This window comes from Spirillospora sp. NPDC047418 (assembly GCF_040643275.1).
Lineage (GTDB): Bacteria > Actinomycetota > Actinomycetes > Streptosporangiales > Streptosporangiaceae > Spirillospora.
The window spans coordinates 1-20,815 of sequence record NZ_JBEYTW010000088.1 but is presented as its reverse complement, the minus strand read 5'-3'; the positions used below and the strand labels follow the sequence as shown (position 1 = coordinate 20,815).

At 72.8% G+C, this 20,815-nt stretch carries 20 protein-coding genes; 7 read left to right on the top strand and 13 right to left on the bottom strand.

Annotated features, from left to right (window positions below; translation table 11 throughout):
* Nucleotides 1–44: 44 nt before the first annotated feature.
* The 6 genes from ABZ806_RS35805 to ABZ806_RS35780 form a co-directional block, all read right to left on the bottom strand.
* Nucleotides 45–494, bottom strand: a complete 450-nt coding sequence (locus ABZ806_RS35805; RefSeq protein WP_500222224.1) for a cysteine dioxygenase — start codon at nucleotides 492–494, stop codon at nucleotides 45–47.
* A 165-nt stretch (nucleotides 495–659) separates the two neighbouring features.
* Complete coding sequence (locus tag ABZ806_RS35800) at nucleotides 660–1,322, bottom strand: biliverdin-producing heme oxygenase (RefSeq protein ID WP_500222221.1); 663 nt, start codon at nucleotides 1,320–1,322, stop codon at nucleotides 660–662.
* Nucleotides 1,319–2,167 carry a heme ABC transporter ATP-binding protein gene (locus ABZ806_RS35795; RefSeq protein WP_500222217.1) on the bottom strand — a complete coding sequence of 283 codons (849 nt, stop codon included), beginning with the start codon at nucleotides 2,165–2,167 and terminating at the stop codon, nucleotides 1,319–1,321. Before ABZ806_RS35795 ends, ABZ806_RS35800 begins: the two co-directional genes overlap by 4 nt.
* Nucleotides 2,164–3,258, bottom strand: coding sequence for a FecCD family ABC transporter permease (locus ABZ806_RS35790; RefSeq protein ID WP_500222267.1), 1,095 nt, complete (start codon nucleotides 3,256–3,258; stop codon nucleotides 2,164–2,166). The genes ABZ806_RS35795 and ABZ806_RS35790 overlap by 4 nt, the downstream gene beginning before the upstream one ends.
* Nucleotides 3,255–4,289, bottom strand: a complete 1,035-nt coding sequence (locus tag ABZ806_RS35785) for a heme/hemin ABC transporter substrate-binding protein (RefSeq protein ID WP_500222214.1) — start codon at nucleotides 4,287–4,289, stop codon at nucleotides 3,255–3,257. The genes ABZ806_RS35790 and ABZ806_RS35785 overlap by 4 nt, the downstream gene beginning before the upstream one ends.
* Nucleotides 4,286–4,900, bottom strand: a complete 615-nt coding sequence (locus tag ABZ806_RS35780) for a neocarzinostatin apoprotein domain-containing protein (protein WP_500222212.1) — start codon at nucleotides 4,898–4,900, stop codon at nucleotides 4,286–4,288. The genes ABZ806_RS35785 and ABZ806_RS35780 overlap by 4 nt, the downstream gene beginning before the upstream one ends.
* A 124-nt stretch (nucleotides 4,901–5,024) precedes the next feature.
* Between ABZ806_RS35780 and ABZ806_RS35775 the strand changes: the two genes are divergently transcribed.
* The 4 genes from ABZ806_RS35775 to ABZ806_RS35760 all read left to right on the top strand — a co-directional run bounded on the left by ABZ806_RS35775 (nucleotide 5,025) and on the right by ABZ806_RS35760 (nucleotide 9,047).
* The gene (locus ABZ806_RS35775; RefSeq protein WP_500222210.1) at nucleotides 5,025–5,810 is read left to right on the top strand and encodes a neocarzinostatin apoprotein domain-containing protein; all 786 of its coding nucleotides are present in this window, start codon (nucleotides 5,025–5,027) and stop codon (nucleotides 5,808–5,810) included.
* Between the two features lie 69 nt (nucleotides 5,811–5,879).
* Nucleotides 5,880–6,887 carry a WxL domain-containing protein gene (locus tag ABZ806_RS35770; protein ID WP_500222207.1) on the top strand — a complete coding sequence of 336 codons (1,008 nt, stop codon included), beginning with the start codon at nucleotides 5,880–5,882 and terminating at the stop codon, nucleotides 6,885–6,887.
* 70 nt (nucleotides 6,888–6,957) lie between these two features.
* A complete protein-coding gene (locus ABZ806_RS35765) occupies nucleotides 6,958–7,944 on the top strand; it encodes a WxL protein peptidoglycan domain-containing protein (RefSeq protein ID WP_500222204.1) in 987 nt (328 codons plus the stop codon).
* Nucleotides 7,941–9,047 (top strand): hypothetical protein, encoded by a 1,107-nt coding sequence (locus ABZ806_RS35760; protein WP_500222201.1) that lies wholly within the window; start codon nucleotides 7,941–7,943, stop codon nucleotides 9,045–9,047. Before ABZ806_RS35765 ends, ABZ806_RS35760 begins: the two co-directional genes overlap by 4 nt.
* 15 nt (nucleotides 9,048–9,062) lie before the next feature.
* Here ABZ806_RS35760 and ABZ806_RS35755 read toward each other — a convergent pair whose 3' ends face one another.
* The 6 genes from ABZ806_RS35755 to manA all read right to left on the bottom strand — a co-directional run bounded on the left by ABZ806_RS35755 (nucleotide 9,063) and on the right by manA (nucleotide 17,523).
* Nucleotides 9,063–9,917: a carbohydrate ABC transporter permease gene (locus ABZ806_RS35755; RefSeq protein WP_500222199.1), complete on the bottom strand. Its 855-nt coding sequence runs from the start codon at nucleotides 9,915–9,917 to the stop codon at nucleotides 9,063–9,065.
* Complete coding sequence (locus ABZ806_RS35750) at nucleotides 9,914–10,774, bottom strand: carbohydrate ABC transporter permease (RefSeq protein WP_500222197.1); 861 nt, start codon at nucleotides 10,772–10,774, stop codon at nucleotides 9,914–9,916. Before ABZ806_RS35750 ends, ABZ806_RS35755 begins: the two co-directional genes overlap by 4 nt.
* A gap of 37 nt (nucleotides 10,775–10,811) precedes the next feature.
* On the bottom strand, nucleotides 10,812–12,125 hold the full coding sequence (locus tag ABZ806_RS35745) for an ABC transporter substrate-binding protein (RefSeq protein ID WP_500222194.1): 1,314 nt from the start codon (nucleotides 12,123–12,125) through the stop codon (nucleotides 10,812–10,814).
* Nucleotides 12,119–14,683, bottom strand: a complete 2,565-nt coding sequence (locus ABZ806_RS35740) for a glycoside hydrolase family 2 protein (protein WP_500222191.1) — start codon at nucleotides 14,681–14,683, stop codon at nucleotides 12,119–12,121. The genes ABZ806_RS35745 and ABZ806_RS35740 overlap by 7 nt, the downstream gene beginning before the upstream one ends.
* A 93-nt stretch (nucleotides 14,684–14,776) precedes the next feature.
* Nucleotides 14,777–16,372, bottom strand: a complete 1,596-nt coding sequence (locus tag ABZ806_RS35735) for a cellulose binding domain-containing protein (RefSeq protein ID WP_500222189.1) — start codon at nucleotides 16,370–16,372, stop codon at nucleotides 14,777–14,779.
* A 65-nt stretch (nucleotides 16,373–16,437) separates the two neighbouring features.
* The gene (manA, locus tag ABZ806_RS35730) at nucleotides 16,438–17,523 is read right to left on the bottom strand and encodes a mannose-6-phosphate isomerase, class I (RefSeq protein WP_500222187.1); all 1,086 of its coding nucleotides are present in this window, start codon (nucleotides 17,521–17,523) and stop codon (nucleotides 16,438–16,440) included.
* Between the two features lie 181 nt (nucleotides 17,524–17,704).
* On the opposite strand from manA, the gene ABZ806_RS35725 reads away from it, so the two are divergent.
* Both ABZ806_RS35725 and ABZ806_RS35720 read left to right on the top strand, forming a co-directional pair.
* A complete protein-coding gene (locus ABZ806_RS35725; protein WP_500222185.1) occupies nucleotides 17,705–18,730 on the top strand; it encodes a LacI family DNA-binding transcriptional regulator in 1,026 nt (341 codons plus the stop codon).
* A gap of 73 nt (nucleotides 18,731–18,803) precedes the next feature.
* Nucleotides 18,804–19,853: an NAD(P)-dependent alcohol dehydrogenase gene (locus tag ABZ806_RS35720; RefSeq protein ID WP_500222183.1), complete on the top strand. Its 1,050-nt coding sequence runs from the start codon at nucleotides 18,804–18,806 to the stop codon at nucleotides 19,851–19,853.
* A 4-nt stretch (nucleotides 19,854–19,857) separates the two neighbouring features.
* Here ABZ806_RS35720 and ABZ806_RS35715 read toward each other — a convergent pair whose 3' ends face one another.
* Nucleotides 19,858–20,334 (bottom strand): cyclic nucleotide-binding domain-containing protein, encoded by a 477-nt coding sequence (locus tag ABZ806_RS35715; protein ID WP_500222181.1) that lies wholly within the window; start codon nucleotides 20,332–20,334, stop codon nucleotides 19,858–19,860.
* Between the two features lie 257 nt (nucleotides 20,335–20,591).
* Here ABZ806_RS35715 and ABZ806_RS35710 point away from each other — a divergent pair.
* Nucleotides 20,592–20,815 (top strand): response regulator transcription factor (locus ABZ806_RS35710; RefSeq protein ID WP_500222178.1); only part of this gene is annotated, 224 nt, incomplete at its 3' end.

Genomic DNA, 20,815 nt, shown 5'->3' with positions numbered 1-20,815 from the left:
CGGCCGGAAGCCGGGGCAAACGGCGCGGCCCCGCTAGGGCCGGGTCACCACTGCCCGGCCGTCTCGGTGGACCGGCGCACCGGACGGCCGTCCACGAGGTCGTAGCGGTTCATCGCGGCGAGCGGCGGCGAGTACACGTGCACGCTGACCGCCGGGGCCGCCGAGACGTTGCGGACCTCGTGCAGGTACTCGGGCCCGAACGCGCGCGGACGGCCCGCCGTGACCGTCCGCACCGCGCTCAGGTCGTCCTCCTCCAGGGCGCCCAGCGCCACCGCGAACGCGCCGCGCGAGCCGCCGTGGTCGTGCAGCCCGGTGCTCTGGCCGGGCAGCCAGCTGATCAGCCAGATCTCCCGGTCACCGTCGCGGTGCAGGCGTTCGTACCAGCGGCCCCGCGGGCTGAGCCGCACGCGCGGCAGCCACGCGTCGCGGTGCTCGGCCAGCTCCGCCGCCGTCGCGGCCAGGGCGGCGGACCGCCCGGTGGTGGTGGTCGTCATGTGCCGGATTCCCTCTCGTGACTCGTCGGATGCGGCCGCCGTGCGCGCCGGGGCGACACAGGCCACCGGCCAGCCGTCCCAGATCGACGTGCGGCCGCGTCCACAGAGAGGGGTCGGAGTGCATGCGACCAGCATGGCGAGGATTCCCTACTTAGTCAATCGGAATTATCGGATCGCCTCGTCCAGGGCGGCGGCCAGGGCGGCGTTGAGGCGGTAGGCGAGGCGCACCTCGTCGATGACGCGGTCCTGTTCGGGCTCGTCCCACGGGACGGTGTCGAGGAGGTCGCGGTAGCGGTCCTTGAGCTGCTTCGGCCTGCCGTCGAAGCGGTAGAAGCGGACGCCGTCGTCGCCGGTCAGCCCGTAGGTCCGCGCGATCCGCGCGCCGATGACCTGGCCGCCGGACAGGTCGCCGAGGTAGCGGGTGTAGTGGTGCGCGACGAAGCCGGCGGGCCAGTCGAAGCAGACCTCGCGCATGCGGTCGCAGTAGCGGCGTGTCGCGTCGTTGGGGCGGACGCGCTCCGTCCAGTCCGGCCCGTAGTAGAACGCCAGGTCGGACTGGAGCCCGGCGCGGCGGCGGAGGACGGGCAGGTCGAACCGGCCCGCGACCTCGTCGCCGCGCATGCGGTCGGCGGCCTCTTCGAGGACGTCGTAGACGAAGTGCAGCTGCCCGATCAGGGCGGCGTACTGGTCGCGGGTGAGCCGCCCCTCCAGCAGGGCGGTCATGTACGCCGTCTGCTCGGTGTCGCCGTGGTCGGGACGGGTGGCGGTCCGGAGGCGGGCCGAGAAGCGTTCCCGGGTGGCGTTCAGGGTCATGGGTTCCGGGGTCATGGGGTCTCCTTGCTGTGGGGCGCCGGTGGGCGTTCCGGCAGGACGAGCGGACGGGCCGTGCGGGGGTGGGGAAGGACCTCGATGCCGTGCCGGTAGACCTCGCTGAGCAGCTCGGTCGTGAGGACGTGCCGGGGCGGGCCGCAGGCCGCGATCCGGCCGTGCGCAAGGACCGCGACCCGGTCGGCGTAGGCGGCGGCGAGGTCCAGGTCGTGGACGACGGCGATGACGGCGCGCCCGCGCGCCGCCTCGTCCCGCAGCAGGGCGAACACCTGCTCCTGGTGGTGGATGTCGAGGGCGGCGGTCGGCTCGTCGAGCAGCAGCGTCCCCGCGCGCTGGGCCAGCACGCGGGCGAGCGCCGCCCGCGCCTGCTCGCCGCCGGACAGGGCAGGGAAGGGCCGGTCGGCGAACACGGCGACGTCGGCGTCGCGCATGGCCCGCGCCACGGCGGCGTCGTCCTCGTCCTCCAGGCCGGTGCCCGCCCAGGGGCTGCGGCCCATCCGGACGACCTCGGCGACGGTGAACGCGAACGCGAGGGCGTGATGCTGCGGCAGCGTCGCCCGCCGCATGGCCTGCTCGCGCGCCGTCCACGCGCCGAGCGGGCGGCCGTGGAGGGCGACCTGCCCGGCCGACGGGCGCAGGTCGCCGGTCAGCGCCGCCAGCAGGGTCGACTTCCCCGCGCCGTTGGGCCCCACGAGCAGGAGGGTCTCGCCGTGCCGCACCTCCAGGTCGACGCCGTCCAGGACGGTCCGGGCGTCCCGCTGGACGGTGACGCCGTGCGCGGCGAGCGCCACCGAGCCGGGCTCGGACGGCTCGGGGAGGCGCACCCGGCGGCGCAGCGCGATCACTGCCAGCCCCCGGCTCGGGTCCGGGTCCGGCGCAGCAGCCAGAAGAAGAACGGCCCGCCGACCAGCGACGTCAGCACGCCGAGCGGGAGTTCCTGGTAGGCGATGGACGTCCGGGCCACCACGTCGGCGACGACGACGAGCACCGCGCCGCCGAGCGCGGACGCCGGGAGCAGGACGCGGTGCCCCGGCCCCGCCGCCATCCGCACCAGGTGCGGGACGACCAGCCCGATGAACGCGATGATCCCGCTGAACGCCACCGCCGCCGAGGTGGTGAGGGCGATGACCGCGATGCCGGTGAAGCGCAGCCGCTCCACGTCCACGCCGAGCTGCCGGGCGGGCCGCTCGCCGAGCGCCAGGACGTCCAGGCGGCGGGCGCAGGCGTAGGCGATCGCGATGCCGGCGGCGGCGCACGGTGCGACGGCCGCGACGGCGGGCCAGGTCGCGGACGCGAGGCTGCCGAGCTGCCAGGACGTGATGGCCCGCAGCGCGTCGTTGCCCGAGGCGAACATGAGCAGGCCGAGCGCGGCGGAGGTGACCGCGTTCACCGCGATGCCGGTGAGCAGCAGCGTGACCACCTCGGTGCGCCCGCCGGACCGCGACACCGCGTAGACCAGCAGCGTGGTCGCCAGCCCGCCGGCGAACGCGGCGAGGACGACCGTCCAGTCGCCGAACGCGGTCAGCCCGAACACGATCACGGTGGCGGCGCCGGTCGCGGCGCCCGACGACACCCCGATCACGCCGGGTTCGGCGAGCGGGTTGCCGAAGATGCCCTGCATCATCGCGCCGCCGCAGCCCAGCGCCGCGCCGGTGACGACGGCGAGCACGACGCGGGGGAAGCGGACGACCCACAGCGCGTTGTCGGCCTGCGGCCCGGACGGCATGGGCCCGATGTCCAGCCCGAGCCGGTGCGCGATGGAGCCGAGCACTTCGGCGGGCGGGATGTTGACCTGCCCGAGGCTCGCCCCCGCGATGACCGTCACCACGAGCGCGGCGGCCAGCCCGCCGATGAGCAGCGTCCCGCGCAGCCGCGCCGGGCGCTTGGCGGCGCCGGACGCCGCCGGGACGCCCGCCTTCTCCTGGACGGCGGTCATGGCGCGCACGGCCGGTAGACGGCGGCGGCGAGGGCCTCGATGGTCGCGCCGGTGCGGGGGCCGAACGTCAGCAGGCTGCCGTCGTCGGCGTCCACCACCCGCCTGTTGCGGCCGGCCGGGGTCTGCGCGACGCCGGGCAGCCCGACCAGCCCGCCGACGCCGCCGACCGACTCCAGGCCCTTGGTCAGGACGAGGATCACCTCGGGCGCCGCGTTGATCATGCCTTCGCTGGTCAGCGGCCGGAAGCCGGACAGCCCGGCCTCCGTCCCGGCGTCCACGGCGCCGATCGCCTCGATCAGCGCGTCCGACCCGGCGCCCTTGCCGCCGATGAGGTAGACGCCGGCGGTCCCGCGCAGGTAGAGGAAGGCGATGCGCAGCGGCGCGGCCGAGGCCGCGGCGGTGTCGCGTCCCGCCTTGATCTCGCCGTCGATCCGGGCGCGCAGCTTCCGGCCCGCCGCCGGGACGCCCAGTGCCCCGGCGACCGCCGTGACGTGCCCGCCGATCGCGGGCAGCGTCTGGTCGTCGCCGATGAGGACGACGGGGACGCCCGCCGCGCGCAGCTGCTCCATCGCCTCGGGCGGCCCGATCCCGGCGTCGGCGAGGACGACGGTCGGGTCCAGCCGCAGGATCGCCTCGGCGGACAGGTCGTGGCCGTTGGTGGTCACGAGCGGCAAATGCGCGGTGCCCTCGAACGTGGTGGAGGCGTCCCGGCCGACCATGTGCTTTCCGAGCCCCAGGCTGTAGACGATCTCGGCGAGCGAGCCGTACATGTTGAGCGCGAGGATGCGGTCCGCACTGCGGACGGTGACCTTCCTCCCGTCCGCGGACTCCACCGTGGCGGGCAGTCTCGGCTCGGGCTCCGGCCCGATCGGCGCCACGTCGCGGCCGACCTCGACCGTGGACGGCCCGCAGCCCGCGACCGGGTCGGCGGCGGACTTCCCGGCGGAGGCCGTACCGGCGGCGCAGCCGCTCACCAGCAGCCCGGCCAAGGCGGCGCACACGCCGAGGACGCGCGGTCGTACGAGGTTCACCTGGCGTCCCCGGCGTCCCGACGGCGGCGGAGGACGAGGAAGGCCCCGCCCGCGACCACGACGGCGGCGGCCGCGCCGCCGGCCCACACCGCGACCGGGATCCCGCCCTCGTCGAAGGTGACGGGGACGCGGACGTCCTGCGTGCGGTCCTGGCTGCGGGTGTGGTCGGCGCGGCTGGCCACCACGCACCGGGTCTTCGCGCAGTCGACGGTGCCGGAGAGCTTCGCCGACACGTTGAGAGTGACGCTGAACGTGCCGCCCTCCCCGTAGCGGACGGCGAGGTCGCGCCCGTACGGGGGCGGGTTGTCGGAGATCCAGTGGGACGCGCCCGTGGAGCCCGCCGTGTCGGCGCCGCCGCCGCACGGGCTCGGCGCCTTGCCGGGCCCGTTGTCCTTGCAGAAGACGACGTAGACGCCCTTGCGGGTGTCGAAGCCCTTGCCACTCACCGTGACCGTCTCGCCGTCGGCCTTCAGGCCGGACGTCGCGGACACGGTGAGGGTCTGGCCCTGTGCGCCGGTCGCGGAGGCGGCGTCGGCGTGGGCCGCCGCCGTTCCGGTCCATGCGGTCAGGCCCAGAACCCCGAGCAGCAGGGGTGTGCGCAGCGGTCTCATTCGTCCGTCCCAGTGCCGTTGACGTGCTGATCCGGCGTGGTGCCTCTTTACGCCGGGCGATCTTTACCTTAACTTAGCCTCACCTAACATCTTTTAGGCAAGCCTTACCTAAGGAGCAATCTGCGTGAGCCGGTGTCAGCGCATCGTCGGTTCGGCCGCCGCGGCGGGCGTGAGCCTGGTCGCGGCGGGCGTCGGCCTGGTCGCGGTCGCCGCGCCGGCGCACGCGGCGGCGCTGCGCGTCTCCCAGACGGCGAACCTCGCGCCGGCCGGCCAGTCGGTGACGGTCTCCGGCTCCGGGTTCGACGCCGCCCGCAACAACGGGTTCGGCGTGTACGTCGTCTTCGGGCCGCGCCGGGCCGACTTCCACCGCAACGCCAACGCGTTCGCGTCCGCGGTGTGGGTGCACCCGAAGGGCGGCGGCGGTGGCCAGGCGCGGATGACGGCCGCCGGAACGTTCTCGGTCACGCTCACGGTGAAGGCCAAGTACACCGACGGCGACGGACGGGCCGTCGACTGCGCCGCGACCGGCTGCTCCGTGATGGCGTTCGCCGCGCACGGCGTACCCGACCGCAGCCAGGACGCGTTCGTCCCGATGTCGTTTCGCGGTTCCCGCCCGAGCGGCACGGATTCCGGCGCGGGCCGCCCCGCCTCCGGCTCCACGTCCGGCTCCGGTGGTGGGACGACGGCCGGTCCTGCGACCCCGCCTTCCGCCGCTTCGGGCACGCCCGCGCCGGCCGCCGGGGCACCGCAGGCGTCCCTCGCCGGCTCGGCGACCCCGCTGGCCGTCGAGCCGTTCCGGGAGACGGCCGCCGGTGCGCCCGCGCGGTCGCCCTGGCCGTTCTGGCTCGCGGTCGGCGCCGTCGCCGCCGCCGCGCTCGCGGTCCGGCGCCTCGCCCGCCGCCGCCCCTGACCTCGCCTCCGGCGACCTCCGATCTCCGGCGCATCCCGCGCCGGTGCCCCCCTGCAACCAGGAGAACGTATGAGATCCCCTCTCGGCCGGACGTCGCGCCGGGCCGCCGTCCTCGGCACGACCGCCCTGCTCGGGCTCGGCCTCGCGGCGGCGCCCGCCCTCGCCGCCGGCCCGTCCACCACCGTCACGCCGACGACCGGCGCGGACCCCGCCGGCCAGGACATCACCGTCACCGGCAGCGGATTCGACCCGAACAAGAACAACGGCTTCGGCGTCTACGTGGCGTTCGGGCCGAAGAGCGGCGACGACTGGTACCTCAACGCCAACGCGTTCCAGGCCACCAAGTGGGTGCACAAGAACGCGTCCGGCAGCGCCGGCCAGGCCAAGATGAACACCGACGGCACCTTCGACCTCACCCTCAGCGGCATCAAGGCGCAGTACACCGACGGGGACGGCAAGAACGTCGACTGCCTCGTCACCCAGTGCTACATCCTGACGCTGGCCGCGCACGGGTCGCCCGACCGCAGCCAGGACACGGCGGTCCCGGTCACCTTCGTGGGCGGCGAGAACCCCGACCCGGGCGGCGAGGACCCCGGTGAGAACCCGGGCGACCCGGGTGAGGGCGGCAGCGGCGACCAGCGCATCACCGCGAACGTCACCCGGACCGGCGCGCTCAGCATGTCGATGGCCGGCACCGACGTGGCCCTCACCGACGCCGCCCCCGGCGGCACCGCGACGGGCGCGCTCCACAAGGCGACCGTCACCGACGCGCGCGGCACCGACGCGGGCTGGAACCTCGTCGGCCAGATGGGCGACCTCACCTCGGCCGAGGGCGGCACCATCCCCGCCGCGAACCTGGCGTGGACGCCGAACGCGGCGGTCGTCGAGGACGGCTCCGGCGCCACCGTCACGCCCGGCCCGCAGGTCCGCGGGCTGGACGCCGCGCAGACCCTCGCCACGTCCGCGGCCGGCACCAGCGGCGGCGTCTTCGCGGCCGGCGCCGGGCTCGACCTGCTCGTCCCGGCCGGCGTCACCCCCGGCTCGTACACGGGCACGCTCACGCTGACCCTGTCCTGACCCCACTCCCCCGGGTGGTGCCGTGCCCCTCCACGGCGCCACCCCCCGACCTCACCGGCGGAGCCCCACCATGACCAGCAAGGCCGCTCTCGCGGGCGGTGCCGTCCTGACGGCCGTTCTCCTCACCGCGCCCGCGCCGGCGACGGCAGCCCCGGGCGCCCCGGCCGCTCCGGGCGACCCGGGCGGCATGACGTGGGCGGTGCGGCCCGCCGGCCCGAAGGGTCCCAGCGGACGCGACTACTTCGTCTACTCCGTCTCCCCCGGCCAGACCATCAGGGACAAGGTGTCCATCTCGAACCTGAGCGACCGGCCGCAGACGTTCCGGGTGTACGCCACCGACGCGTTCAACACCGCCGACGGCTCGTTCACCCTCCTCACCGCCGACAAGACCGCGACCGGCGTCGGGAAGTGGGTGGCCGTCGAGCGCGGCTCGTACACCGTCAAGGCGGGCAAGACCGTGCAGGTGCCGTTCACGCTCAAGGTGCCGCACGACGTCACGCCCGGCGACCACGGCGGCGGCATCATCGCGTCCCTCACCCAGCAGCAGACCACCACCCAGGGGCAGCGGGTCAACGTCGACCGGCGGGTCGCCGCGCGCGTCTACCTGCGGGCCGCCGGGCCGCTCGCGCCGTCCCTCCAGGTCTCCGCGCTGCGCACCGGCTACGACGCCCCGCTCGTCGGCAACGGCCGGATGGACGTCACCTACACCGTCCGCAACACCGGGAACCTGCGGATGACCGCGCTCGCCAGGATCGGCGCCCAGGGACCGTTCGGTGTGCCGCTCGGCGAGCAGGTCTCCCGCCGCATCCCCGAGCTGCTGCCCGGCACCAGCTACACGTTCACCGAGCGGATCACCGGTGTGCCTCCGGCCGGGCCGCTGACCACCTCGGTCAGGCTGTCCCTCACCGATCCGCAGAGCGGCAGGCCCGTGGCGGCGCGTCCCGTCAGCCGCAAGGCGTCTCTCTGGCACGTGCCCTGGCTGGGCGTGGGCGCGGTCGTCGTGCTCATCGCCGGCGTCGTGTACGCGCGGCGCCGCCGTCCGAGGGCCGCCCGATGAGGATCCTCGGACTCGCGGCTGTCGCCGCCCTCGCGTTCACGCCGCTGCTCGCCTCCCCCGCCCACGCCGCACCCGCGATCGACCTCGACCGGACGACGGTCAAGCCCGGCCAGACCGTAACCGTCCGCCTGTCGGGTTTCGCACCGGGCAACCTCCTCGTCGAGTTGTGCGGGAACGAGGCGCGGCGCGGCACCGCCGACTGCGCCGTGGCGTCGTCCGCGAGCACCTACGCGGGCGAGGGCAGGACCACCGCCGTCATACTCAACGTCGCCAAGCCGCCGGTCGGCTGCCCCTGCGTGATCGCGGTCCGTCCCGTCACCGGCGGTGCTCCGCGCACCGTGCCGATCAAGGTGTCGGGCGTGCCGACGCTGGCGGCGTCCGAGCGGCCCGCCGCTACCAGCACCGGCGGCACCCGGCGTCTGTCCGCGACGAGCGTCTCGGTGCGCGGCGGCGGCTTCACGGACGGATGGCTCGGCGGCGGCGCCGGCCGCACCCTGCGGGTCACCCTGCGCAACGAGGGGACGACCGCCCTCACCGACCTCCCGCTGTCGCTGGCCCTGGGACGCGGGCCGGAACCCGCCGACCTGGTCACCGCGCCCGCCCTGGGCTCGCTGAACCCCGGCCAGGAACGCACCTACGACATCCCCTTCAGCCTGACCGCACCGGCGTTCGGCCGCTACACCGTGCGGGGCGAGATCGGCGGGCTGGACGAGCCGATCGCCTTCACCGCCCACACGGCCAGCTATCCATGGGCGCTGCCCCTGCTCGGTGCGCTGCTCGTCCCGCTTCCGCTGCTGACCCGCCGGCGCAAGCCGCGTCCGGCACCCGTCCCCCGGGACGCCGGGCGGCCGCGCACCATGAACGAGAACGTGGCCGCCAACATCGCCTGGTGGGCCGAGACGCGCGGCCTGGCGCCCGGCGCACTGGCCGACGCCCTGACCATCCGCACCGGCCGCCCGTACACGGCGGCCGACCTGCCGCCGGCCGCGTCCGAATGCCGCTTCGACCCCGACACCCTGGAGGCCCTCAGCACGATCCTCGACATCCCCCTCCCGGCCCTGCTGTACCCCGCGTCCCCGGCCTCGGGCGAACGCGTGCCGTGAGGCCGGGGAAGCCGCTCACTTGCCGGTGCCCTTGGTGAGGCCGCCGTAGATGAAGCGCTGCAGCGCGAGGAACACCACGAGGGTCGGGATGATGACGAGGATCGTGCCGGCCGAGATCTGCTCCCAGTGCGCACCGGACGGCCCCTTGAACCGGAACAGCGCGGTCGACATCGTCCCGAGGTTCGAGTCGGGCATGTAGAGGAACGGAATGTAGAAGTCGTTGTAGACGGTGATCCCCTTGACGATGACGACGGTGGCGATCGCGGGCCTCATCAGCGGCAGGATGATCCGGCGGTAGATGGTGAAGTACGACGCCCCGTCGAGGCGGGCGGCCTCGTCCACCGAGATCGGGATGCTCCTGATGAACTGCAGGAAAATGTAGATCGCGATGATGTCGGTGCCCATGTAGAGGGCGATGGGCGCCAGCCGGGTGTTGAAGAGGCCCATCCGGTCGATCACCTGGAAGGTGGTCACCTGCGTGGTGATGCTCGGCACCAGCGTCGCGAACAGGAACATCCCGAGCACCAGTTTCCGGAATCGGAACCGGAAACGGTCGATCGCGTACGCCGCCATCGACCCGATGAACACCGTCCCCGTCACCGAGACGACGAGGATGATCGTGGTGTTCAGCAGGGCTTGCGCGATGTGGCCGCGCTCGAAGGCCGTCGCGTAGTTGCCGAAGTCGAACCAGTCGTCCGGCGGCGCGAGGACGCTCTCCCCGGACGCGAGCTCCTCCGGCGTCTTCATCGACGTGAACAGCACCACGGTCAGCGGCAGGATCACGACGACGGCCGCCGCGAGCAGCGAGGTGTAGACGGCCGCCGCCGACCGGAGGGAAAGCCGCCGTGAGCGCGGCTCGGAGGCGGTCATGCGATGTCCGTCCTCTCGTCGGGCACGAGCCGGCGCTGCACCCAGGTCACCAGCAGGACCAGGAGCAGCAGCACGACGGCGGCGGCCGAGGCCAGCCCGGTCTTGTTGAACTGGAAGGCGAGTTTCACGGTCTGGATGACGAACGTCTCGCTGTTCCCGGCGCCGCCGGTCATGATGTACGGGATCTCGAACACCGACAGGGAACCGGACACCGCGAGGATCGTGCTGAGCCCGATGAGGGGCCGCAGCAGCGGCGCGACGATGTGCCGGAACACCTGCCAGCGGGACGCGCCGTCGATCTCGGCCTGCTCGTAGAGGTCGCTCGGGATCGACTGGATGCCGCCGAGGAACAGTACGAAGTTCAGGCCGAGATAACGCCACACCGACACCCCGGCGAGCGAGTAGTTCACCAGGTCGGGGTCACCGAGCCACAGGTGGTCGCCGCCGATTCCGAAGGCGCGCAGGAATGTGTCGAACGTCCCGCCTGGCTGGAAGAAGTACAGGAACACGAACCCGATCGCGACGCCGTTGATGAGGTACGGGAAGAAGATGATGCCCTTGAACAGGTTGCGGAACCTCAGGTTGAAGCTGAGGACGGTCGCGAAGTACAGCGCGAGGACGATCTGGACGACCGAGGCGCCCAGGTAGTAGACGCTGGTCAGGAAGACCGCGAACAGTTCCCGGCGGGTGAAGATGTCGACGTAGTTGTCGAGTCCGGTGAAGGTGTAGTCCGGGCTGATGCCGTCCCAGTCGGTGAAGCTGTAGACGAACATGTTGACGATCGGCACGTAGGAGAACGCCACCAGGAACGCCAGCGGGACGAGCAGGAACGTCCAGGGGGTCAATGACCGGGTCATATCCCGTCTTCCTCTGTCATGGGGCGGGCGGGACCTCTCAGCCGGCGCTCTGCCGGCCGTCCTTCCACTTCTTCGACAGGTCGGCGAACTCCCCGTTCAGGTCGCCCTTGGCCGCGCCCCGCGCGACGTCGACGAGGTGCTTGCGGTAGTCGGGGGCGTCCAGGCCGACCTCGGCGGCCCTGTCGATGGCGTTGACCTGCGCGACGTCCTTCTGGTCCAGGTCGATGAGCTGGACGCCGGCGTCCTGGTAGGGCTTGAGCGCGGAGGGGAGCGGGTCGCCGACGACCGGGGAGACGCCCTGGTTGAGGGCCGCGAAGCCGGACTTGTCGACCATCCAGTCGAGCCAGGCGCGGGCCGCCTCCTTGTGCTCGGAGTGCGTGTTGATCGCGTACCGGTAGTCGGGGGCGAGCGCCGCGCAGAACTTGCCGTTCACCTGGGCCGGGAAGGGCATGAAGCCGACCGCCCCGGGGTCGGCCTTCGCCTTCGTCGCGGCGTCCTGCATCTGCGGGATCGCCCAGGAGCCGAGCCACATCGCCGCGATCTCGCCCTTGGCGAAGCGGCCCTTCGACTCCTCCCAGTTCGTCGTGGTCGGGTCGGCCTCGGTGAGCTTGTTCTCGACCGCTTCGAAGAGCAGCGAGTCGCCGGCGTTCAGGTCCGTGCCCGCCGCCCAGGGGTCTTCGGTGGCGAGCTTGTTCTTCGCCTGCGGGTCGCAGGTGACCGAACCGAGGACGTTCGTCCACGCCGTCAGCGGCCAACTGTCCTTGTAGTTCGTGTAGAGCGGCGTCGCGCTCGTCTTGCCCTTCACGGCGCCGAGGTCGGCGAGGAACTCGTCGGGCGTCTTCGGCCAGTCGGTGACGCCGGCCTTCTTCCAGACGTCCTTGTTGTAGATGAAGCCGTTCGCGGCGGCGAACGACACGATTCCGTACACCTTGCCGTTCACCTCGCTTGCGGAGGTGAACTTGTACTTCTTGGACAGCTCCGCGCTGGTTCCGAGCGAGGCGAAGAACTTCGGGTAATCGCCCTTCGCGACGGCGGCCGGGATGAGCAGGACGTCACCGTAGTTCTCGGTGTTCATCCGGATCTTCACCTCGCCCTCGTAATCGGTGAGGGCCTCGAACTTCACGTTGACCTTCGGGTAGGTCTTCTTGAATTCGTCGGCGTACTCGCGCAGCGTGCCGTCCTCCTGGAGGTCGGTCCGCTGGGTCAGCACGGTGATGTCGCCGGTGACGTTCGCCGGGTCCGCGGTCCGCTTGGCGGTGGACGCACCTCCACCGGTGCCGCCGCAGGCCGCGGCCGCCATCGCCAGTGCGGCGAGCGCCGCGGTGAGCGCTCCTCTGCCCATCTTCACCATCTCCCATCTCCTGTCTCCGGGGCCCTCGGGGCCGCCGTGAGGCCTTCGCTCTTCGGTTGGTCACATGCGGGTCGGTTGCGGGCCGGCTGGACGGAATTGACGCAGAACAGGGCTGAGCCGACCGCCTCCGGAGACACGGGGGCGGCACCATCGGAGGCCGCCGCGAGGCCGGTCACCGCGATGGTGGCGGTCTCGCCCGGCAGCAGGGTGATCAGGCCGCGGTCGGCGACGGCCTGCGGACCGAGCCGGTCGGCCTGCAGGAGGAGGTCGCGCAGGAACGACCCGGCGGTGATGACGACGTCGAGCGCGCCGTCACGTTCGACCAGGTCGAGGGCGATGTCCGGGGCGGGAAAGGCGAAGTCGCGGTCCTCACAGCCGAGGAGCATGTCGCGGAGGCCGTCCGCGTCGATCACGATCAGCTCGTGCGTCCGATCATCGAAGTGCGCGACGCCGTCGTCCAGCGGAAGCAGCACCACCTCTCGGGGCGCCGCCTTGAACGGGATGCCGGCCTCGGCGAGGACCGTCCCGCCCGACGCCATGCGCCGCACGGACACCGACGACTCCCACGGTTCGGCCGACTGGTTGTCCACCGCGACCAGCAGGACGCCGTCCCGGCGCTGGAGGCTGAGCAGCCGGTCGGCGTACAGGCGGCGCAGCTCGAAGTAGAGCGGTTTCGGACGTCCCGCGCCGTCGATCGCGGCCCACGACGTGACCGGCCAGCAGTCGTTGAGCTGCCAGACGACCGTCCCGGCGCAGACCGGCCAGTGCGACCGCCAGTGCGCGATGCCCGTGGCGATCGCGCGGGCCTGGTTGACCTGGGTGAGGTAGTGCCAGGCGTCGAAGGTCTCCGGGGCCGCGTAGTGGTGGGCGAGGCCGCGGCCGAGTTTGCCGTTGCCGTCCTCCGCCTTCTGGTGGTGGAGCATTCCGGGCGAGTCGGGCGCGAGGTCCTCGTCCGGCAGCGCCTCGCGGATCGTCGCGTACGCCGCCGGGGCCTGCCAGCCGAACTCGGCGGCGAAGCGCGGGACCTCGGTCAGGTACGCGGTGTGGTCGAGCCGGTTCCAGACCTCCCAGAAGTGCGAGGTGCCATGCGCGGGGTCGTTCGGATGGCGCCGCCAGGACCCGGACCACGGGCTGCCGGCCGTGTAGGGACGGGTCGGGTCGAGTTCGGCGACGATGCGGGGCAGCATGCCGAGGTAGTAGCCCTCGCCCCAACTGCTCCCGGCGAGGGGCTCCTCCCAGTCCCAGTCGCGGAAGCCCCAGAGGTTCTCGTTGTTGCCGTTCCACAGGACGAGGCTCGGGTGCGGGGCGAGGCGCACCACGTTCTCGCGGGCCTCGGCGTCGACCTCGCCGCGCAGCGGCTGCTCCTCGGGGTAGGCGGCGCAGGCGAACGGGAAGTCCTGCCAGACCATCAGGCCCAGTTCGTCGCAGATGTCATAGAAGGCGGCGTCCTCGTAGAGGCCTCCGCCCCACACGCGGACCAGGTTGACGCCCGCATCGGCGGCCTGCTGGAGGCGGTGGCGGTAGCGCCGCGGTGTGATGCGCGCGGGGAGGGCGTCGTCGGGGATCCAGTTGACGCCCCGCGCGAAGACCGCCCGGCCGTTGACCTTCAGGGTGAAGGACGTGCCGTGCGCGTCGGGGACGCTGTGCAGCTCGACGTTCCGGAAGCCGATCCGCCTGGTCCAGGTGTCTAGGACGGTGCCGGACGCGTCCGTCAGGACGATCTCGCAGTCGTACAGCGGCTGGTCGCCCTGGCCCAGCGGCCACCACGTCCGGGGCTCGGGCACGGCGGCCACCGCCGTCGCCTCACTCCGTCCCGGCGGGACGGCCACCTGCGTGCGCACGCCCGCGATGGTGACGGTCGCATGCAGCTCGGCGTCCAGGCCGGCTTCCGTGCGCTCGACCGACAGGTGGGCTTCCAGCCGGCCGTCGCCGTCGGGCGAAACGGTCACGAGAGGACGGACCTGAGCGAACCGCGCGGTGTTCCAGCTCTCCAGCCGGACCGGACGCCAGATGCCGGCGGTGACCAGGGTCGGTCCCCAGTCCCAGCCGAAGCCGCACGCCATCTTGCGCACGAAGTTGAACGGCTCGGGGTAGGCGCTCGGACGGGGGCCGAGCAACTCGCGGACTGCCTCCGCCTCGGAGTACGCCGACGCGAACCGGACCGAAAGCTCACTTCCCGGGCCCACCATGCCGGTCACGTCGAACCGGTAGGTGCGGTGCATGTTGCGGGTGCTGCCCAGTTCCCGGCCGTCGAGGACGACCGTCGCCACGGTGTCGAGCCCCTCGAAGACCAGATCGGTGCGCTCGAATCCTTCGGGGACGGCGGGAAGCTCGCGGTCGTACCGCCAGCCGGAGCGCCCGACCCATGCGACGTCCAATTCGTTGCGGTCGAGGTAGGGGTCGGGGATCAGTCCCGCGTCGAGCAGGTCCGCATGGACGCAACCGGGCACCGTGGCGGGGACGGTCTCCTTCAGCCGGTCGGCCTGGCCGGGCGGCGCGGGGCCGTCCACGAGCCGGACCGTCCAATCCCGGTTCAGCGATGTGCTCTGCTTGGTCAAGCGTCACTTCCTCTGCTGGTCGGGGTGGCCGCACATCCCGCTCCCCGGTCGTGGGGAGGCGAGGAGCGGGACGGGCGCGCGCGGGGGGCGGGCTCAGCCCTTCGCGCAGGTGGTGCCGTTGAGGGTGAAGGCGGCGGGAGTGCCGTTGGTACCGGCGGTGGACGCCCCGCTGAAGCCGAAGCTCACCGATCCGCCGGCCGGGATGGCCGCCGTCCAGGACTCATCGACCGCGGTGACCTCCTTGCCGCTCTGGGTCAGCTTGGCGTTCCAGGCGTTGGTCACCTGCTGGTTCGCGGGGAAGGAGAACGTGAGGGTCCAGCCGTTGATCCCGGTCGTTCCGGTGTTCTTGATGGTGACGTTGCCGTTGAAGGTGGCGCCCCAGTCGTCCAGCCGGTACGCGACCGAGCACGATCCGGCCGTGGGTGTGGGGGTCGGCGTGGGCGTCGTCGGGGTCGGGGTCGGCGTGGGTGTCGGGGTGCCGGTGTCGGAGCCGCTCTTGGCGGCCTGGCGGTCGGCGTGGGCGCGGAAGGCGGCCAGTTCGGGGGCGCCCTTGGAGACGCCGAACTTCCCGTCCACCGCGTGGTCCTGGTACCACCAGAAGCCGGTGCCGTCGCCGCCCGCGGCCTCGAAGTCCGTGAAGATCCCGTTCCACCAGAGCGTCCGGTCGACGTTGTGGACGTTGAACTCGGACATGTAGAACGGCTTGCCGACCACGTCATGGGAGTCGCTGATCCAGGCCCGGATGAGCGCCTTGGTCTGGTCGAGGCTGAGGTTCGCCCATGACTCGGTCGGATACGGGTGGGCGGTGGTGTAGTCGATGTAGGGCGACTCGTGGATGTAGACGAACGGGTTGCCCTCGTCGCCGCCGAAACCGTACTTGGTGCCGTGGCCTTCGATCCCGGCGCCGAGCATGTGGTTGGCGTCGATGCCCTTCACGAAGGCGCCCATCTCGTCCACCCACTTGCGCAGGGTGGTGCCGTTGACGTTCTCGGCGGAACTCTGGTCCTGGTAGCGGGGCTCGTTCATGAGCTCCCAGGCGAAGATCGTGGGGTCGTCCTTGTACTTGACGCCCGTGTAGTGGTTGGTGCGGTTGAGCGCGTGGCCGACGTAGTTCTTGTAGGACGTGAAGCAGCCGGGGCAGCGCGTCTCGTCGAAGAAGGCCGCGCGGGCGGGGTGGCCGCCGCTCAGCCCTTCCCATTGCAGCCGGGTGTCGATGCCGCCGTACGCCTCCCAGTAGTTCTCGAAGACCGGGACGACCTTGATGCCGTGGTCGGCGGCCGACTTCAGCACGTAGTCGAACAGCGCGAACTGCTGGTCGTTGTAGACGCCCTCGGCGGTCTCGAAGCCGTGCCAGCTCTCGTGGCTGAACATCCACGTCCGCAGGACCTGGACCTTGTCGGCCTGGAGGTTCGCCATGTGGGCGTCGATGCGGGCCTTGTCCATGTACTGCGTCTCGGTGTCGCCCGAGCCGCTGCCGTAGGTGAACAGGTCGTAGGTGTTCGCGCCCGCGAAGTAGTAGGGCTTGCCGTTCAGGCAGAAGTGGACGCCGCAGCGGGAGGCGAAGCCGGCCGGTGCGGCGGAGGCGGGCCCGGTCAGGGCGAACAGGCCGCTCGCGACGAGGGCCGCCGCCACGAGCGCGGCCCACCAGAGCGGGAGGCGCCTCCGGCGGAGCGGGGGGTGGGTTCTCATGCGCTGTACATCCTCACCTTCAGCAGGGATTAACTGGTTAAGTTTCAAGACTTGTTCCACTCGTTTCATGTTTCCGGCGGGTCGCCTCCGGGCTCGGCGACGAAGACCGTCCCCTTGCCCGCGACGCACAGCGGCTCCGCGGCCGGGACGAAGGCGGCGTCCAGAGGCCCGAGCCGAGGCGGACCTACCGTCCCCTCGACGCAGAACAGGATGCGGGGCGACCCCGCGGCGACTTCCACGCACCCATCGACGTTCAGTCGCCGCAGCCGGAAGAACGGGCTCGGCACCCGCAGGACACCGGCGGAGTCGGCCTCGACGGGCCGCGGCGCGGCACGCGGGTCCACGACGCGCAGCAGTTCCGGCACGTCGACCGGCTTCGAGGTCAGCCCCGCCCGCACGACGTTGTCCGAGGCGGCCATGATCTCGACGCCCAGCCCGGACAGGTAGGAGTGCAGCACCCCCGCGCCGAGGAAGAGCGCGCCCCCCGGCGCCAGGTCGTGCCGGCGGAGCAGCAGCGGGGCGAGGCACGCGGGGTCGCCCGGATGCCGCTCGGCGAGTTCCCCGACCAGCCGGTAGTCCGGCCCGTCGAGTGTCATCGCGGCTTCGACGGCCTCCCGGAGGGGATCGGGGTGCTCCAGCAGGCACCGGAGCGCGTCGGTCGCCGATCCGGCGGCCAGCAGGCGCGCCGCCCGGACGGCGACGGGAACGCCGACGGCGCTCAGCAGCCGGGCGCTCTCCTCCCCCGGGCGGAATCCGGCCAGCGCGGTGAACGGGGTCAGCGCGTAGATGAGCTCGGGCTTGGGCCACGGGTCGCCGTAGACGGCTCGCCGATGCCCGTCTGCGGCCTGCTCGGCACTCGGATGGACCTGGAGCGACAGCGGCTCGGCGACGGCGATCAGCTTCATCAGGTAGGGGAGCTTCGGGCCGAACGACCGGAGCGCCTCCTCACCCAGCCACCGCGCCGGTTCCTCGGCGATGTGGTCGGCGAGGGGGCGCCCGGTGGCCGCGATCTCGGCGGACCCGGCCGGGTGGGCGCCCAGCCACATCTCGGCCTCCGGCCGCTCACTGGGCACCGGGCGTCCCGCGAGCGCCGCCAGCGCGGACCGCGAGCCCCAGGCGTAGTTCTTGACGACACTGGTCAGCGGGTGCATGGGCGCGGGTCCCCCTCGCTCTCGGGCGGGCGACTCTTAACCGGGTAAGTGCGGTGGACGCTATGCCCGATGCACGAGATCCGTCAAGAGCCGCGAGCGAGCCGTGAGCGCAGCGTCCGGCCGTCGAGGCCCGTAGTAGGCTGAGGTGTCCGATTCAGTAACCGGTTCAGCCAGGGGTGTTGTGAGAAGGCCGACCATCGCGGACATCGCCGAGCGCGCCGGGGTTTCGAAGGTCGCCGTCTCGTACGCGCTGAACGACCGTCCCGGCGTCTCCGCCGAGACCCGCGCACTGATCAAGCAGATCGCGACCGAGATCGGGTGGCGCCCGAACAGCGCGGCCAAGGCGCTCAACGGGGCGCGGGCCCGCAGCGTCGGCCTCGCGCTCGCCCGGCCCGCCCGCACCCTCGCGATCGAGCCGTTCTTCATGGAGCTGGTCAGCGGCATCGAGAGCGTGCTGTCCCCGCACTCGTTCGCCCTCACGCTCCAGGTCGTGGACGACCACGCCAGGGAGATCGAGACCTATCAGCGCTGGTGGGGCGAGCGCCGCGTCGACGGGGTGATCGTGGTCGACCTGCACCTCGACGACGAGCGCGTCGGCGAGCTGCGCACCCTCGACATGCCCGCGGTGGTCGTCGGCCATCCGGACGCCGCCGGCGGTCTCACCGCGGTCTGGTCCGACGACGCCGAGGCGATCCGCGAGACCGTCTCCTACCTGTACGCGCTGGGGCACCGCCGGATCGCCCGCGTCGCCGGGCTGCCCCGGCTCGTCCACACGCGGCTGCGCGACGACGCCTTCACCGCGGTGTGCGAAGAGCTCGGCATCACCGGGCACCCCATCGTCCACACCGACTACACGGGCGAGGAGGGGGCGCGCGCCACCCGCCGCGTCATCAGCTCCCCGACTCCGCCGACCGCGATCGTCTACGACAACGACATCATGGCGGTGGCCGGGCTGTCGGTGGCGCAGGAGATGCGGCTGAACGTCCCCGCCGACTTCTCGATCGTCGCCTGGGACGACTCGCCGTTCTCCCGTGTCGTCCGTCCAGCGCTGACCGCCCTCACCCGCGACATCCCGGCCTACGGCGCGCACGCCGCGCGCACGCTGCTGTCCCTGCTCGACGGCGACACCATCGCCGGCTACCAGGACGAGGCCGCCCGCCTCACCCCCCGCGCCAGCACCGGCCCGCCGCCCGACCGCCCCGCGTGACGCGGGCTCCCTGGTGGAGCCGCCGGGTTTGTGGGTACGCGGGGGGCGACGGGCGCTTCTGTGGGGAGGGGTCATGCGGGCACTGCGCTTGCTGGATTGGAAGTCCGACCCGGAACTGGTCGAGGTCGCCGACCCCGAGCCGGGGCCGGGGCAGGTCGTCGTCAAGGTCGGCGGGGCGGGGGCCTGCCACTCGGACCTGCACCTGATGCGCGACTTCGAGAGCGGGGCGGTGCCCTGGGGGCCGCCGTTCACGCTCGGGCACGAGAACGCGGGCTGGGTCCACGCCCTCGGCGACGGTGTGCGCGGCCTGGATGTCGGGCAGCCGGTGGCGGTGTACGGGCCGTGGGGCTGCGGGATCTGCGCGCGGTGCCGGGCCGGGACGGAGAACTACTGCGAGAACCCGGCGGAGGCGCCGGTGCCCGGGGGCGGCGGCGGGCTCGGGCTGGACGGCGGGATGGCCGAGTTCCTGCTGGTCCCGAGCGCCCGGTTCCTCGTACCGCTGCCGGACGGGCTCGACCCGGTGGCGGCGGCGCCGCTGACCGACGCCGGCCTCACCCCGTACCACGCCGTCCGCCGGTCGTGGGCGAAGCTGCCGCCGGGCGCGACCGCCGTCGTGATCGGGACGGGCGGGCTCGGCCATGTGGGGGTGCAGATCCTCAAGGCCACCACGGCGGCGCGGGTCATCGCCGTCGACCTGCGGGAGGAGGCCCGCCGGAACGCGGTCGAGCACGGCGCCGACCTCGCCCTCCCGTCCGACGAGGGGACCGTCCAGGCGATCCGGGACGCGACCGGCGGGCGCGGCGCCGACGTCGTCCTCGACTTCGTCGGCGCGGACCCGACCCTCGCCACGGCCGCGGCCTCGGCGCGGATGCTCGGCGACGTCACGATCGTGGGCATCGGCGGCGGCACGCTGCCGGTGTCGTTCTTCTCCGTCCCGTACGAGGTGTCGCTGCAGACCACCTACTGGGGGACGCGGCCGGAGCTGGCGGAGGTGCTCGACCTGGCGGCGCGGGGCCTGCTGCGGCCCGACGTCACCGAGTACCCGCTGGACCGGGCGCTGGACGCCTACCGGGAGATGGAGGCGGGCCGGCTCACCGGGCGCGCCGTGATCGTGCCCGGCTGACCCGTCACGGCCGCGGCGCCGGCACCGGGAGGGGGACCTCCAGGAGCCGCGTCTGCGCGACCTGGAGCCGGTCGACGACGAGTTCGGTGAAGCGGCGGGTCAGCTCGTAGCCGAGCGCCGGGTCGACCGCGCAGAGCGTGCGGATCAGCCGGCCGTCGAACTCGACGGCCCGCACGTCCGCCAGCGCCGTCGCGCCGAAGCGCCACCGGTAGGGGCGGAACAGCCAGGACCAGCCGAGGGCGGCGCCGGGCCCGAACGTGTCGACGACGACCGTCCCGCGCTCGGGCACGCGGAGGTCGAGGGCCACCGTGCCCGCCCGGATCAGCCAGAACCTCTCGGCCGGGTCCGACTCGGCGATGATCCGGCGGCCCGCCGGGAAGTCGGCGGCGCGGGCGGTGCTCGCCAGCCTCGCCAGGTCCGCGGTCCGCATCCCGCGCAGGAAGGGCTCGCGTGCCAGGTCGGCCGCGGTCGTGGTGCTCACCGGGTTCGCCCCCGATCGTGTCTCGAAGTGTTCGCGCCCCTCCATCTCACCGCCGAAGTGATCGGCGACACAGGGCCGAAGGGCCCTTGGCCGCGGGACCTCCGCCGGGGCCCGCGGGCCCCGGCGTCCCCGCCCGGCCGCGCGATGCCCGGTTCGGGACCTTGGTCCTCCGGACGGCGGGACGTCCGGTGATGTGATGCCGCACGGCCGGCGGGTAGCGTCCATACCGTCAGCGACGAGGGGCGAAGGACGATGCCATGACCGGCGATGCCGCCAGGACCGATGCCGCCGGGACCATCCGGGTGTTCCTGCTGGACGATCACGAGGTCGTCCGCCGCGGGGTGGCCGCGCTGCTGTCGGCCGAGGACGACATCGAGATCGTCGGGGAGGCCGGCACCGCCGAGCACGCCCTCGCCCGCATCCCGGCCGCCCGTCCCGACGTGGCGGTGCTGGACGTCCGGCTGCCCGACGGCGACGGCGT